The 13909-nt window shown below is 64.7% G+C and carries 13 protein-coding genes; 5 read left to right on the plus strand and 8 right to left on the minus strand.

What is annotated here, in order from left to right; all coding sequences use genetic code 11:
* Window positions 1-410 precede the first annotated feature (410 nt).
* Entirely contained in the window at window positions 411-2015 is a 1605-nt protein-coding gene (locus tag ABMY26_RS15740) for a hypothetical protein (RefSeq protein WP_372398182.1), read from the plus strand.
* A 63-nt stretch (window positions 2016-2078) separates the two neighbouring features.
* On the opposite strand, the gene ABMY26_RS15745 is transcribed toward ABMY26_RS15740, so the two are convergent.
* Both ABMY26_RS15745 and hrpB read right to left on the minus strand, forming a co-directional pair.
* On the minus strand, window positions 2079-2360 hold the full coding sequence (locus tag ABMY26_RS15745; RefSeq protein ID WP_372398183.1) for a MarR family transcriptional regulator: 282 nt from the start codon (window positions 2358-2360) through the stop codon (window positions 2079-2081).
* Between the two features lie 441 nt (window positions 2361-2801).
* Window positions 2802-5411 (minus strand): ATP-dependent helicase HrpB, encoded by a 2610-nt coding sequence (hrpB, locus tag ABMY26_RS15750; RefSeq protein WP_372398184.1) that lies wholly within the window; start codon window positions 5409-5411, stop codon window positions 2802-2804.
* A 177-nt stretch (window positions 5412-5588) separates the two neighbouring features.
* Between hrpB and ABMY26_RS15755 the strand changes: the two genes are divergently transcribed.
* Window positions 5589-6062: a ferritin family protein gene (locus tag ABMY26_RS15755; RefSeq protein ID WP_372398185.1), complete on the plus strand. Its 474-nt coding sequence runs from the start codon at window positions 5589-5591 to the stop codon at window positions 6060-6062.
* Window positions 6063-6118: 56 nt separating this feature from the next.
* Here ABMY26_RS15755 and ABMY26_RS15760 read toward each other — a convergent pair whose 3' ends face one another.
* On the minus strand, window positions 6119-6331 hold the full coding sequence (locus tag ABMY26_RS15760) for a hypothetical protein (RefSeq protein WP_372398186.1): 213 nt from the start codon (window positions 6329-6331) through the stop codon (window positions 6119-6121).
* A 98-nt stretch (window positions 6332-6429) separates the two neighbouring features.
* Window positions 6430-7509, minus strand: coding sequence for a hypothetical protein (locus ABMY26_RS15765; protein WP_372398187.1), 1080 nt, complete (start codon window positions 7507-7509; stop codon window positions 6430-6432).
* 244 nt (window positions 7510-7753) lie between these two features.
* Here ABMY26_RS15765 and ABMY26_RS15770 point away from each other — a divergent pair, with 244 nt between their 5' ends.
* Both ABMY26_RS15770 and ABMY26_RS15775 read left to right on the plus strand, forming a co-directional pair.
* Window positions 7754-8170, plus strand: coding sequence for an HRDC domain-containing protein (locus ABMY26_RS15770; protein WP_372398188.1), 417 nt, complete (start codon window positions 7754-7756; stop codon window positions 8168-8170).
* A 138-nt stretch (window positions 8171-8308) separates the two neighbouring features.
* Window positions 8309-8581, plus strand: a complete 273-nt coding sequence (locus ABMY26_RS15775; RefSeq protein WP_372398189.1) for a hypothetical protein — start codon at window positions 8309-8311, stop codon at window positions 8579-8581.
* Between the two features lie 197 nt (window positions 8582-8778).
* Here ABMY26_RS15775 and frc read toward each other — a convergent pair whose 3' ends face one another.
* Window positions 8779-10029: a formyl-CoA transferase gene (gene frc, locus ABMY26_RS15780; RefSeq protein ID WP_045581676.1), complete on the minus strand. Its 1251-nt coding sequence runs from the start codon at window positions 10027-10029 to the stop codon at window positions 8779-8781.
* Window positions 10030-10121: 92 nt separating this feature from the next.
* Window positions 10122-10577, minus strand: a complete 456-nt coding sequence (locus tag ABMY26_RS15785) for a PAS domain-containing protein (RefSeq protein WP_372398190.1) — start codon at window positions 10575-10577, stop codon at window positions 10122-10124.
* Window positions 10578-10906: 329 nt separating this feature from the next.
* Between ABMY26_RS15785 and ABMY26_RS15790 the strand changes: the two genes are divergently transcribed.
* Complete coding sequence (locus tag ABMY26_RS15790; RefSeq protein ID WP_372398191.1) at window positions 10907-11578, plus strand: YopT-type cysteine protease domain-containing protein; 672 nt, start codon at window positions 10907-10909, stop codon at window positions 11576-11578.
* 81 nt (window positions 11579-11659) lie between these two features.
* Here ABMY26_RS15790 and ABMY26_RS15795 read toward each other — a convergent pair whose 3' ends face one another.
* Window positions 11660-12385, minus strand: coding sequence for a hypothetical protein (locus ABMY26_RS15795; RefSeq protein WP_372398192.1), 726 nt, complete (start codon window positions 12383-12385; stop codon window positions 11660-11662).
* Window positions 12386-12620: 235 nt separating this feature from the next.
* Window positions 12621-13874, minus strand: a complete 1254-nt coding sequence (gene odhB, locus ABMY26_RS15800) for a 2-oxoglutarate dehydrogenase complex dihydrolipoyllysine-residue succinyltransferase (protein WP_372398193.1) — start codon at window positions 13872-13874, stop codon at window positions 12621-12623.
* Window positions 13875-13909 lie beyond the last annotated feature (35 nt).

The raw sequence follows: 13909 nt of genomic DNA on the forward strand, positions 1-13909 counted from the left end.
CATCGCACAGGGGGATCGTTTGTCCGGCGGCAGTTTGGGAGCACGCTTCGGCTATAGCTTGAGCTATCGCAATTTCTATATCCTACTCTATAATGAACATCCTATCGGACAATAATCACTTTCATTCGTGCTTTGGGGATCTTATGTGCGCTGGTTCGTTTGAGAGTGTGGATCAGAGTGGATTTTTTCATCAAAGCAATAAATCCGGTTTTCTATTAAGTAATGATTCACTGGATACAAATCGATCGGCGTGGCAAATGGGCAAATTAATTATCCATTCTCAGAAAAGTACAAATAAAATACGCTCTCAGAAAATAACGAACAAACTGTATTCAATATATTTATTAATAGTAAAGAAAAATCATTGATATTCTGACGAGGACAACAGGATTTATAGGAGATTTACTAAAATGACCTCCGTTCTTAATGATGATACTGAAAGTGTTGTGAGAGTTTGTCGTGCGCTCCATTTTAATAGAAAGAAGTTAAGAAGACTGTTATCTATAACGGATAGCGAAAGTTTTTTTGTAATGACGTGGGCTATATCTGCCTTGCAATCAGGCAGGCATGAGCTATCTAGAAAATATATTTTATTTCCTTCTGAGGCTGTAACAGAACAAATCGATTCAAGATATTTTGTTCACCCGTGGAAAATGGAGACTCTTCTTAATGAATGTCTTTCTACACGCAAGGTCATTCATCTTCCTAATCATCCTAATCGGCGCTTAAACTGTCAGAGCTTCCAGGCAATGGCATATTTATGCAATGTGCTTACAGCGTTAGAGGATGCAGAAGTTGGAATAATGCTCAGGAAAAATAGTGTATTCTTAGAGCTTCATAGAGTTGCGCAGCGTCAGTTTGAGTGGCAAAGAGGATTTCTTTCCATACCTCAGTTGTACAGGTCAATTTTTCTATACGGTGGAAAATTGTGCAGAGAGTTTTTTCTAGAAGACAATGGGGTTGGCCTTGATGAATTCTCGCGTGCTTGCATTGCTTTGCAGGCATTATTTAGAAATTCCCCATTCATAAAAAATAATATTTCTTTGGATGATGTTGGGGTGTCGTCTAAAGTATTTCAGAAATCTCTAGGAATTATAGCTGTTGGCCTCGAAGGAGCGATAAAAAAATCCGAGCACATCCGTTCTGGTATTGGCCATGTTGCGTATAAGCCCAGTGTTTTTAGAGAATATCCCTGTATTTTATCGAGTACTGTAAGCGGTCTTGTTTTTTCTCCATTACCTGATTTAATTGCTTTAAGGGCAACTTCAGGATTATTTTATGATTTTGCCAAAGCTGACGGAAACGTCCGTAATGAGATCGCTAGTAGATTTGAAATGTACAGTTCTGATCTTATTAGAAAGATGCTTCCTTCCTATCAGGTTAAGGAAAGCTATAGGTATGGATCAAAAAAGACACAATTTGAATCTCCAGACATGATATTAAGGCGGGGTGAAGACGACTTAATTATATTCGAGTGTAAAGCTACGAGGATGAGTTACCAAGCTAAATTCTCAGAAAACCCGATGTCTGCAGCACATAAAAGTTATAGTGAAATAGCAAAAGGCGTGTTCCAGATATGGCGGTTTGTATCGCACCATAGACGGAAAGTTGGTGTGTCAGGAAAGCTGGGAATTGACGTTAGAGGAGTTTTGCTTACATTGGACGCATGGCTATCAATGGCGAATGGTATCCAAGAAGAAGTAATTAATCTTGCCAAGAAAATATCAGAAAATCATGACCCAGATGTAATAGATGAGGATCAGATACCAATTGTATTCTGTACTATCAGTGATCTTGAGCAAACGCTTATGGCTGCAACTGAGGTTTCTTTTGTCCAAACAGTTCAGCGTGCAACTAGTGAGGAATTCCGCGGCTGGCAACTCTGGAATGTGCACAACCAGCTGTTCAGTGGTGCTAATGCTAGTCGAGACTACCCTTTTCAGGATTCTCTTGAAGAAATACTGCCATGGTGGAAAGAGTTCAAGAGAAGGAAGGCGGCTTCTCCACCAAAATAACGCGACTGGATAGAAGGTCTGGCTGTAGAAATAGGCTTTTATCTGAACGGTGATAATGAGCCATTATAGAAATGGCTGCATTCCCGTGCCATCAAGTTCAAAAGGCGCCAAATCGCACTTTGCCGAGTCTCGCGAGGCGCGCAAGATATCAGGTTGGGCGAGACGGGAGACCGTCTCCGGGTGTTCGGTGGCGATCAGGTGCATCAGCGCCCGGTTGGCTGGGGTCAACACACCGAGAAGGCCGGAAACCGACTCGCCATCAGTCACGGAGTGTAGCGGGGGAACCGGGCGGGTGCCCTGGACGACCGCCAGCATCTCGTCGCGCAAATCATGCAAGGTCCGCATGGTCGGGCTCCCTGGTGTCTTTGGTGCCTGCAACGTGATGGCCAGCGAGGCGGCTCCAGTATGCGCTGGGCGAGGGAATGCGGCTACTGCGTTTGCGCCCGGCTTTGGCTGGAGATGTGCGGCGGCCATGCGGTTCGGGAGTCTTGGGGGCACCCTCACCCTTCCCATGCTTCGCGGCGGGTCCAAAGTCGCTCGCAAGTCTCGCGACTGCGCTCCGCCTACGATCACCTTCGGTGCTCGTCCGGCCTGCGGCCGTCGGCTCCGCGCCCTCTCCCGGGGCGGGAGAGGGTGGTCGGGCGCGCTTTCGCGCGCCGCCAAGGGGCATGCTGCCCCTTCGCAATCCCCTGGCAAAGGCTGGCGCCTTTGCTGCCCCCTCACCCTGACCCTCTCCCCAGGGGGGAGAGGGAAAGTTTGCGGAGGGGCGGAGGCGGGGGCGGGCCGTTACCGCCCCCGCGGCTTCGCCCTGGCGGTCGGTTCGGCCTCCAGCGGGTTGTCGGGCCAGTAATGTTTCGGGTACTGGCCCTTCAAATCCGCCTTCACCGCCTTGTAGGCATTCGCCCAGAAGCTCGCCAGATCGCGCGTCACCTGCACCGGGCGGCGGGCCGGGGACAGCAGGTGCAGCAGCAGCGGAACCCGGCCGCCGGCAATCCGTGGGGTCTCGGCCAAGCCGAACATCTCCTGCAACCGAACCGCCAGCACCGGCTCCTCGCCGTCATAGTCGATGGGGATGCGCGAGCCGCTCGGCACCTCGACATGGGTCGGGGCCTCGGCGTCCAGCCGGGTCCGCAACTCCCAGGGCAGCAACGCGCGCAAGGCGCTCGACAGGTCGATGCGCTCCAGATGGGCGCGGCGCGACACCCCGTCGAGGAAGGGGGCCAGCCACGCTTCCAGTCCGTCCATCAGCGCCGTGTCGGACAGGTCAGGCCAGTCGTAGGCGTCGCCCTCGCGGGTGCGCAGGAACATCACGCGGGTCCGCCATTTGCGCAGCTCGTCGGTCCAGGGCAGGCAGGCGGGGCCGAGGGCGCGGATGCCCTCGATCAGTGCCGCGGTCATCGCGTCCGCCGGCGGCTTGGCCAGCTTCTCGTCCTTCAGGATCACCGCGAACAGCATGCGGCGCCGCCGCGCCAGAACCGCCTGCTCGCGCGCGTCCCAGGCGACGATGGTCTCGGTGCGGATGTCGGCGGCGAAGCTCTCCTCCAGGTCGGCCAGCGTCACCGGGGCGGCCAGGAAGATGCGCGACTCGCGGGCGGTGCCGTCGAGGTCGGCGATGGCGAGCCACTCCTCGGCCGACAGCGGCTCGGCATCCTGGAAATAGGCGCCGCGCCCGCCCGACAGCCGATACTGCGCCGCCACCCCGCCGGGCTGGCCGCTCCCCTGACTGCCCGGCCGCCGCTGGCCGATGCGATCGGGATAGGCCAGCGCCAGCAGGATGCCGACGGCGTTCGAGTCCATCGCGTCGTCGTCGCGGACGCCGAGCTGGCGCCGCCACTGCCGCGCCTGCTTCACCGCCTGCTGCGCCCCGCCGCGGTCGACGGCGAGGCCGCGCGCCGCGCCCTGGCCGCCGCGCTCCTCGCCGCGCAGCAAATCGACGCGCAGCCGCAAATCGGCGTCGCGGAAACCGGGCTGGGCACGCACGATGTCGCGCTCGCCCAGCAAGGCGGCGACCAGACAGGCGAGCGCGCCCTGGCCCATCGCCTTGCCGGCCAGCATCATATGCGCCAGCCGCGGATGCACGCCGAAGCCGGCCATGCGGCGGCCATGCGCGGTGATGGCGCCTGACTTGTCGAGCGCGCCCAGCCCCGTCAGCAGCTCGCGCGCCTGAGCCAGCGCCGCAGGCGGCGGCGGGTCGAGCCAGGCCAGCGCCGCCGGATCGGACACCCCCCACATCGCCAGCTCCAGCGCCAGCGGGGCGAGGTCGGCGTCCTGGATCTCCGGCGTGGTGAAGGGGGCGAGCGCCTTGTGCGTCGCCTCCGGCCACAGGCGGTAGCAGACGCCCGGCTCCAGGCGGCCGGCACGGCCGCGGCGCTGCTCGGCCGAGGCCTGGCTGACCTTCACCGTCGCCAGCCGGGTCATGCCGCCGCGCGGGTCGAAGCGCGGCACCCGCATCAGGCCGCTGTCCACCACGATGCGGATGCCCTCGATGGTCAGGCTGGTCTCGGCGATCGAGGTCGCCAGCACGATCTTGCGCAGGCCGGGCGGAGTCGGGCCGATGGCGCGGTCCTGCGCGTCGGCCGACAGGTCGCCATAGAGCGGCGCGATGGTGACGGTGGGTCCGAGGTCGGACTGTTCGAGAAGGGACTGGACGCGGCGGATCTCGCCGACGCCGGGCAGGAAGACCAGGGCGTTGCCCGGCTCCTCGCGCAGGGCGCGGCGGACGGCGGCGGCCACCGCATCCTCGATGCGGCCGCCGCCCGGCCGGCCGGTCGGGGGCGGGGCGTCGAGATGGCGGGTCTCGACCGGATGGGCGCGGCCCTCGCTGGTCACCATCGCGGCGGGGCCGTCGGCGTCGGCGAGAAGGGCGGCGACCGGGGCGGCGTCCAGCGTCGCCGACATCACCACCAGCCGCAGGTCGTCGCGCAGCGCCCCGCGCGCCTCCTGCACCAGGGCAAGGGCAAGGTCGCTGTCGATGCCGCGCTCGTGGAACTCGTCGAACAGCACCGCGCCGACGGCCGGAAGCTCGGCATCCTCCTGAAGCTGGCGCAGGAACAGGCCGTCGGTCACCACCTCGATCCGCGTCCGCGGGCCGACCTTGGTGTCGAGGCGGACACGGTAGCCCACCGTCTCGCCGACGCTCTCGCCCAGCATCGCCGCCATCCGGCGGGCAGCGGCGCGGGCGGCGAGGCGCCGCGGCTCCAGCACCAGGATCTTGCGGCCCTTCAGCCAGTCGGCACCCAGCAGGGCCAGCGGCACCCGCGTCGTCTTGCCGGCGCCGGGCGGGGCCTGCAGAACGGCGGTGCCGCGCGCCGCCAGCGCCTCCAGCAGGGCGGGCAGCACGGGATCGATCGGAAGGGGCGGCAGCGTGGGGAGTGTGGGAAGGGCGGGCTTGGTCATGAGGGGGAGTCTGCTGCCGCGAACCGGCGCGAAAGGCAATGATTTTCCAGGGCGGCGGCGGTGGGCGCGCGCCAAAAGGTCGCACCCTTGGGCCCCGCGGCGGTGAGGCGCGACCCATGTCCGCAAAAGCGCTATGGTTTTAGCGTCGTCGGGCTTATTCGCTTATCGCAGGGATCCATGACCGATATCCACGACGCCGCCCTGTTCCTCGCCCACGCCTGCGCGCTGGAAGAGGACGCCGCCAACCGCTTCTCCGACCTGTCGGAGGGGATGAAGACCTATGGCAACCAGGAGGTCGCGGCCTTCTTCGCCCAGATGGCGAAATTCTCGCGGATGCATCTGGCCGAGGCGCGGGAACGGTCGGGCTTCCGCAAGATCCCCGATCTGGCGCCGGAAGACTTCCAGTGGCCGGACGGGGAAAGCCCGGAATCGACCTCGATGGAAGGCTCGCACTATCTGATGACGGTGGAATATGCGCTGGAGCTGGCGCTGGACAGCGAGCGCCGCGGCCAGGCCTTCTATGCCGAGGTGGCGAAGACCACCACCGATGCGGAAGTGCGCATGATGGCCGAGGAGTTCGCCGCCGAAGAGGCCGAGCACGTCGCCCAGCTGGAGGTTTGGGCCAAGCGCTACCCGGCGCTGCAGGCGTAGGGGGGCAGGTGTAGAGGCTGGGTGAGGAAGGGGGCGCTGGCTGCCCCCTTCCCTGATCACTTTGACAGGGCGGACCAGTCGATCTCGTACACCTTGTCGACCGGCTTGTAGGTCTTGAAGGCGGCGATCACGTCGTCGACGCTGACGCCGCTCGGAACATTCTGCACCTCGTAAACGACCGAGCTGCCGCTGGTCGGGCCGACGTCGGCGTTGCGGTGGGCCTGCGAGACCAGCCCTTCGCCGGCCTTCTTGATCATGATGGAAGCCATGCATCCGTCTCCTGTTGCAACTCGCCCGACCGGAAAACCATAAACAAAAAATGGTTTCACCGGAAGGTGGAATGAACGGGTTTGGGTGCAATGCGGCATCAGGGGAGCGACGCGGCCTCGGCGATGTGGGCGGCGGCCCGGGCGGTAAGGTTGGGCGCACGGCCGGGCATGCGTTCGGGCTGGGCTCCGGCGACCGCCCCGGCGATGCCGCCGGTCAGCCAGGCGGAGAAGGCGGTCCGCCCGTCGACCCGCAAGGGAGCATCGGCGCAGGCCTGCGGCGGCTGCCCGGCGCTCCCGTCATCCTCCTCCCCATACTCCTGCTCCTGCTCCGGGTCGCCGCCGCCCAGCACCGCGCGGTTCCACAGCGGCAGGTTGGCGGCGGCCGAGGCGGTGGAGATCGGGCCGGCGGGGCGCGGGGCCGGACGGTCGCGCACCTCGATCAGCGCGACGCGGATGCCGGCCGCCCAGGCACGGTCGATGAAAGCGCGCACGCGCTGGGCGGCGGCACCGGAGCCGGCGAGCGCGTCGGGCGTCCCGCCGGTCAGCCACGCCGCCGGGGTCGGGCCGCAGCCGCGCCGGTATTGCAGCGCCACCTGATCCTGGACATAAGCCTGCCCGCGGGAGAGCCGCAGCAGGCCCCGGCCGTAGCGCTCCAACTCCTCCACCGTGCCGCGGCTGGCGGTCAGCAGGGTGCGGTCGATCAGGATCAGCGACGGCTTCAGCGCGACCAGCCGGTCGAGCAGCGGCTCGAAATCGGCGAACTGGGCCTGCCGGTGGACGATGCGCAGGAATTCCAGGTTGGGGACGCCGCGGCTGGCCGCCAGCGCGGCCATGCCGCCCTCGTCCAGCGTGGCGTCGCGCAGGGCGGTGTCGCCCAACGCCACCACCGTCACCGAATCGGGAGTGCGGGCCGCCCGCTCCGCCATCGCCTCGATGCGGTTCAGGTTGTACCGGGCGAAGGGCTGGTCATGGAGGTGGGAGCCGGCCCACAGCACCGCCGGCACGCCCAGGGTCGCCACCGCCAGCGGCGCCAGCAGCAGCGCCAGCCCCAGCCTCAGCCCCAGCCCCAGCCCCAGCCCCAGCCCCAGCCTGCGCCGGTGGCCGGATGCCGCGGCGGCGGGCGCGGGACTCGGGCCGGTCGGGGCGGGCGCGGCGGTCTGGGGCTCCGGAGTCTGCATCGGGGGTCTCCATGACGGTCACGGCGTGGGGTGTCAGGACATGAACAGGGGAGCGGGACGGGGCAGGGTGGCCGGCCGCGCCCCTGTTTCCCTCCCACAACGCGCGGGGAGGGCGAATTGCCCTTTGGAAATCGGGGGTATCCCCAAGGGGCCGGAACACCCCCGCCGCAGGGTCGTGGTTTGCCGAACGCGCCGATTGTGTGTAGGCTCCTTCCCTCTGGGTGGGCCTTCAGCAGGTTGGGCGATGAGCACCGAAATCCGTACCTTCAGCATTCCCGATGCCGCCGCCGAGGAGGCGCAGGTACAGCTGTCCGCCTTCCTGCGGACGGTCGAGGTCCAGCGCATAGAGACCGCCTACGCCGATGGCGCGTGGCGCGTGCTGGTGCTGTTCACCGACCTCCGCCGCAAGGAGGAGTCGCAGCAGATCGAAGCGGCCATCGCCGCCGCGCTGAACGGCTGGCGCGACCGGACCGCCGCCCAGGCCGGCCTGGGCCGCGAGGCCGTGCTGCCGGACGATCTGGTCTCGGAAATCGCCCGATTCGCCCCGACGACGGAGCATGAGCTGTCGATCATCATCAACGCCCGCGGTCAGGCCGCCTCGCCCTACGGCGGGGAAATCGTGCAGGTGGTGCGCTCGACGCTGGATCTGCTGATCGACTGAGCGGGCTATGCCGGTGCGGTTCCCGGGGCCGGCGTCCTATCCGCTTCGAAGAAACGGACCGCACCCGAAAGCCGTGCCGGGTCTGCCGTAAGCGCCGATTGGCCCTCGCACCGTGCCGTGTCAGGATCGCAGCCTGAGATGGCAATATTGTGCGAGGCGGTTGTGGCTCCGAAGATCATGCCGGGCAGGCTTGTGGTCGGAAACGCCGCGGTTGCGGACGCGGAATGGACCGTGCACCGGACCTGTCCGCCGGATTACCGGAAAATCGCGCAGGAACTAGCCCAGCTGGGCGCGGAGGCGGCACGCCACGCCCGCACCACCGGAGACCGGCATTACGACCGCCTGGCCCGCACCCTGACCAGCCGGGCGGGCGCGATCCTGGCCGATCTCGACCGCGGCAGGAAGCCGTAGCGCACGGCGCAGCGGACCGGACAAGAAGGCCGGAGTCCGACAAGGACTGCACAAAAATAACTGCACAAAAAGGGACTGCGGCGCCGGTGAAGGTGCCGCAGTCCCTTTTTCATGGAAAGCAAGCCGGGTTGGGCCGGTCCGCCGGCCCCCCGCTCCCGCGGACGGAGAGGGAGGGCGGCGGCCGGCCCCGGCCGGGCTCAGACCACCTTGGCGTCGTGCATGGCGGCGATCTGGTCCTTGCTGTAGCCGAGCTGCGCCAGCACCTCGTCGGTGTGCTCGCCCAGCAGCGGCGAGCCGGTGACCTCGACCGACATGTCGGAGAACTTGATCGGGCTGCCGACGGTCAGGTACTTGCCGCGCTGCTTGTGGTCGACCTCGACGACCGTGCCGCTGGCACGCAGCGACGGGTCGTTGGCGATCTCCTTCATCGACAGAACCGGCGCGCAGGGGATGTCGTACTTGCGCAGGATGTCGACGGCCTCGAACTTGGTCTTCTCCTTCAGCCACTCCTCGATGATCGCGAAGATGTCGAAGATCTTGTCCTGACGGGCCAGCGCCGTGTTGTAGGCCGGGTCGTCGATCCACTCCTCGCGGCCCAGCGCCTTGCAGATCGGCGCCCAGGCATGGCCCTGGATGGTGAAGTAGATGTAGGCGTTGGGATCGGTCTCCCAGCCCTTGCACTTCAGCACCCAGCCCGGCTGGCCGCCGCCGCCGGCATTGCCGCCGCGCGGAACCACGTCGGAGAAGGTGCCGTGCGGGTACTGCGGGTATTCCTCCAGGTAGCCGATGCGATCGAGGCGCTGCTGGTCGCGCAGCTTGACGCGGCAGAGGTTCAGCACGCTGTCCTGCATCGACACCGCGACCTTCTGGCCCTTGCCGCTCTTGGTGCGGGCCATCAGGGCGGTCAGGATGCCGATGGCGAGGTGCATGCCGGTGTTGCTGTCGCCGAGCGCTGCGGCCGACACGGTCGGCGGGCCGTCCCAGAAGCCGGTGGTGGAGGCGGCGCCGCCGGCGCACTGCGCCACATTCTCATAGACCTTCAGGTCCTGGTAATGGTGGCCGTCGCTGAAGCCCTTGACCGAGGCGACGATCATGCCCGGGTTCAACTCCTTGATCTTCTCCCACGAGAAGCCCATGCGGTCGAGCGCGCCGGGGCCGAAATTCTCGACCAGCACGTCCGATTCCTTGATCAGGCGGGTCAGGACTTCCTTGCCCTCGGCGGTCTTGGTGTCCAGCGTCAGGGAGCGCTTGTTGCTGTTCAGCATGGTGAAATAGAGCGCGTCGGCATCCGGGATGTCGCGCAGCTGGCTGCGGGTGACGTCGCCGGCGCCCGGACGTTCGACCTTGATGACGTCCGCGCCGTACCAGGCCAGAAGCTGGGTGCAGGCGGGGCCGGCTTGCACATGGGTGAAGTCGATGATCTTGATGCCTTCGAGCGGCTTGCTCATGACTGCAACACTCCCTTTTTCGCGTTGTTTCAATTTGTCCCGTGGACGTGCTCTTGGATTTGCCGTCAGGCCGGCGCCGCGCGCCGGCTGCCTCAGCCGGCCGCCGTCGCCTCGAGTTCGGCAAGGCGGCGCTTCAGTTTCCGCTCTTCGGTCCAGCGGGCGGTTTCGTCCCGCACCACGGCGACGATTCCGGTCACCGCACCGTCGGTCCCGCGCAACAGCGCGACGGTGAAGGCGATCGACAGGCTGTGCCCGTCCTTGTGGACCGCCGGAACCCGCAGCAGCTCGTGCCCATAGCGGGTCTGGCCGGTGGCCATGGTCTGTTCATAGCCGTCCCAGTGGCGCTGCCGCTGGCGTTCCGGAATGATGATGTCCAGCGACTGGCCCATCGCCTCGGCCGCGGTGAAGCCGAACATCCGCTCCGCCGCCGCGTTCCACAGGGTGATGGCACCCGCCGGGTCCGACACGATGACGGCATCGCCGATCACCGCCACCAGCTGTTCGCAATCGACAACCGCGGGCGAACCCGCTGCTGCTGCCTGTTCCATGTCGATCTCCTTGGCGCTCGCCCCCTCTTGGATTGGGCGCCGGGGGAGCCGGTGCGGCGGATGCGTGTAACGCCGGCCGCACTGACATTATCGATACGGTATACCAGATACCATCTACCTGGCAAGAGGATTTGAGAGCCGTGCGAATTGTCGTGATCGCGAACAGATGCGGCGGCGGGGCCGAGCCGGCCTTGGGCAGTCCCGGGGCGAAGCGGTGCGGGCGGAAGGAGGTGAATTGTATGCGTATGATTATCCGCCGTAGGATCCGGGAAACGGATCGGTCCGGGCGGCGTTGGCTCGCCTGATCAGCGCAACTGAAGGGGATATATATGGCCGCGTTCGACAGCTATTGCGTGGCGCCGTTCAAGCAGCGCCTGCCGATCCAGCGGCTGTTTCCCGCGGACCACGAGGTGAACAGCGGGATTTGTTTCGGCCTCAGCCTGGAATGGATTGCGCGCCACCGCTCGCACAAGGGCGAGACGTCGAAGGCGCGCATCGCCTACATCGACCTCGACAACACGATCCTGCATGCCAGCATCAAGCAGCGCCTGTACGGCGCGGAGTTGAGCAACGACCTGGACCTGTCGTCGGTGCAGCTCGGCTCACGCAACCAGGCGATGGCGCAGGCCGGGTTCAAGATCGGGTCGACCAAGACGGAATGGGTGAGCGCGACCAACCCGGACAGCGTCAAGGAGGTGATGAAGGCGATCACCACCGCCACCGCCAGCCCCCACACCTACCACGTCGTCACCATGATCTTCGAACAGCGGGGAATGGCGCACGCGACCTGCTGCTACAAGTCCGGCGGCAAGGCCTTCGGGCTGGGATCGCACCTGTATTTCTTCGATCCCAACTTCGGCGAATACAAGGCATCCAGCGGCAGCGTCGGCGACCTGTTCAGCGGATTGGTCGACCAATACCGCAACTTCAAGAAGCGGGATGGGTCGGTCGTCGACTACAAGGTCAAGGAGTTCGTGATCCAGAGCATCTCGTTCAACTGATCGGGCAACTGATCGGGCACCTGACCGGCACCCGACGCGGCAAGGCCGGCCGGCGACACACCGGCCGGCGACCGGTCCCGGTCAGCCGACCAGATCGAAGAAGGGCATAGACGCGTATTTGCTCGACTTGATGTTGGCGACCACCTTGTCCTGCGAATGGCCGCCGGTGGCCAGGGTGGCCGGCAGCTTGATCACCTTGCCCACCGCCTTCGACGATTTGCTGATCGGATCCCATTGCAGGTTGAAGTTGACGATCTGCTTCTCGATCGCCGACAGGTCTTCGTTGGCCACCCGGACATAGGGGCCGTGGATGATGCCGCCGCGCACCATCTTCGACACGGTCGGCGCGTTGAAGGCGCAGCAGGGCAGCGCGGCCTCGACCGCGACGATGGTGGCGATGGCGCCGCCCAGCGAATGGCCGCACAGGATCGGGCGGGCGCCGCCCAGCAGCATCTTTGCCTGTTCGAGCAGCAGATGGGCGGCACGGATGCCGGCGGGCAGGCTTTCGATGGTGTAGAGGGCGATGTCTGTCTTCAGGTTCTTCCCGCCGGCCATCTGGCCGGAGTTGCTGCTGCCGACCGCGGTGCCGCGATAGGCGATGATGTATTCGCTGGAATGCTTTTCCTGGTAGACGGCGCCGAAGAAGCCGACGTCGATATCCTCGTGGGTGAAGATCACCTGGAAACCGGGCGGCGACCGCCTTGCCCCTTCGGCCTTCTTGAAGGCGGCTTCGTCGTTGCCCCGACCCTTCTGGAAATTATAGACGGTGTTCGCGGCAACGGCCAGATCGAGAATGTTGACCGGCATGATGGCGTCCTTCGTCGTACACGGGAGGCCGAGACAATACCAGCACCCCAGGGCTGTCAACGCACCGGAACGATTGTTATCGCGAGGCGTGTCCTTGCTTCGGTTGTGCCTTCGGTCCTGCGGTGACGGCAAAAGAAAAGGGCGCCGCAAGGCGCCCTTCCAGGGAGCCGGGAACCATCGGTCCCCGGCGGGTGGGTCGAGGGGCGGCTGGCGCCGCTCCTCGCCTCCTTAAAGCTCAGACGTCCAGCAGCAGGCGGCGCGGATCCTCGATCAGCTCCTTGATGCGGACGAGGAAGGTGACCGCCTCCTTGCCGTCGATGATGCGGTGGTCGTAGGACAGCGCCAGATACATCATCGGGCGGACCTCGATCTTGCCGCCGATGACGACCGCGCGGTCCATCGTCTTGTGCATGCCGAGGATGGCGGACTGCGGCGGGTTGATGATCGGGGTCGACATCAGCGAGCCGTAGACGCCGCCGTTGGAGATGGTGAAGGTGCCGCCGGTCAGCTCGTCCATCGACAGCTTGCCGTCGCGGCCCTTCTTGCCGAGCGCGGCGATGGTGCCCTCGACGCCGGCGAAGTCCAGCTTGTCGGCGTCGCGGACGACCGGAACCACCAGACCCTGTGGCGTGCCGACGGCGACGCCGATGTCATAGTAGTTCTTGTAGACGATGTCGGTGCCGTCGATCTCGGCGTTGACGGCCGGGATCTCCTTCAGCGCCTGGACGGCGGCCTTGACGAAGAAGGACATGAAGCCGAGCCGCACCTTGTGGCGCTTCTCGAAATAGTCCTTGTACTCGGCGCGCAGAGCCATCGCGGCCGACATGTCCACCTCGTTGAAGGTGGTCAGCATGGCGGCCGAATTCTGCGCCTCCTTCAGACGCTCGGCGATGCGCTGGCGCAGGCGGGTCATGCGCACGCGCTCTTCCTGCGCGGCCCGCGGACGGTCGCCCTGGGTGCCGGCGGCCCACACCATCTTCGGAGCCGGAGCGGCGGCGGGAGCGGCCGGCTTGGCGGCCGGGGCGGCCGGGGCGGCGAGCACGTCGCCCTTGGTGATGCGGCCGTCCTTGCCCGACCCGGCGATGGTCGAGGCGTCGACGCCCTTCTCGTCGGCCAGCTTGCGCGCGGCCGGGCCGGAGGCGGCGATGTTGCCCGGAGCGGCGGCGGGGGCGGCGGGGGCCGGGGCGGCAGCCGGGGCCGGGGCAGCGGCCGGAGCGGCAGCGGCCGGAGCCGGGGCGGCAGCGGCGGCGCCACCCTCGGTGAGGACGCCCAGCAGGGCGCCGACCTCGACGTTCGCGCCTTCCGGAGCGACGATTTCCGCCAGCACGCCGGCAGCCGACGCGTTCACCTCGAGCGTGACCTTGTCGGTTTCCAGCTCGACCAGCGCCTCGTCCATGGCGACGGCGTCGCCGGCCTTCTTCAGCCAGCGGGCGACCGTCGCCTCGGAGACGGACTCACCCAGCGTGGGAACCTTGATGTCGATAGCCATTTCTTATTCCTCGTTCGTCTTTTTTCGTTCGCTCG

Source organism: Azospirillum sp. HJ39, from assembly GCF_041507355.1.
In the GTDB taxonomy this organism is placed as follows: domain Bacteria; phylum Pseudomonadota; class Alphaproteobacteria; order Azospirillales; family Azospirillaceae; genus Azospirillum; species Azospirillum thiophilum.

Bases quoted from the DNA above. Each gene is read 5' to 3' on its own strand.
- ABMY26_RS15740 (WP_372398182.1), top strand. From the start codon at position 411: ATGACCTCCGTTCTTAATGATGATACTGAAAGTGTTGTGAGAGTTTGT.
- ABMY26_RS15745 (WP_372398183.1), bottom strand. From the start codon at position 2,360: ATGCGGACCTTGCATGATTTGCGCGACGAGATGCTGGCGGTCGTCCAG.
- hrpB (WP_372398184.1), bottom strand. From the start codon at position 5,411: ATGACCAAGCCCGCCCTTCCCACACTCCCCACGCTGCCGCCCCTTCCG.
- ABMY26_RS15755 (WP_372398185.1), top strand. From the start codon at position 5,589: ATGACCGATATCCACGACGCCGCCCTGTTCCTCGCCCACGCCTGCGCG.
- ABMY26_RS15760 (WP_372398186.1), bottom strand. From the start codon at position 6,331: ATGGCTTCCATCATGATCAAGAAGGCCGGCGAAGGGCTGGTCTCGCAG.
- ABMY26_RS15765 (WP_372398187.1), bottom strand. From the start codon at position 7,509: ATGCAGACTCCGGAGCCCCAGACCGCCGCGCCCGCCCCGACCGGCCCG.
- ABMY26_RS15770 (WP_372398188.1), top strand. From the start codon at position 7,754: ATGAGCACCGAAATCCGTACCTTCAGCATTCCCGATGCCGCCGCCGAG.
- ABMY26_RS15775 (WP_372398189.1), top strand. From the start codon at position 8,309: ATGGCAATATTGTGCGAGGCGGTTGTGGCTCCGAAGATCATGCCGGGC.
- frc (WP_045581676.1), bottom strand. From the start codon at position 10,029: ATGAGCAAGCCGCTCGAAGGCATCAAGATCATCGACTTCACCCATGTG.
- ABMY26_RS15785 (WP_372398190.1), bottom strand. From the start codon at position 10,577: ATGGAACAGGCAGCAGCAGCGGGTTCGCCCGCGGTTGTCGATTGCGAA.
- ABMY26_RS15790 (WP_372398191.1), top strand. From the start codon at position 10,907: ATGGCCGCGTTCGACAGCTATTGCGTGGCGCCGTTCAAGCAGCGCCTG.
- ABMY26_RS15795 (WP_372398192.1), bottom strand. From the start codon at position 12,385: ATGCCGGTCAACATTCTCGATCTGGCCGTTGCCGCGAACACCGTCTAT.
- odhB (WP_372398193.1), bottom strand. From the start codon at position 13,874: ATGGCTATCGACATCAAGGTTCCCACGCTGGGTGAGTCCGTCTCCGAG.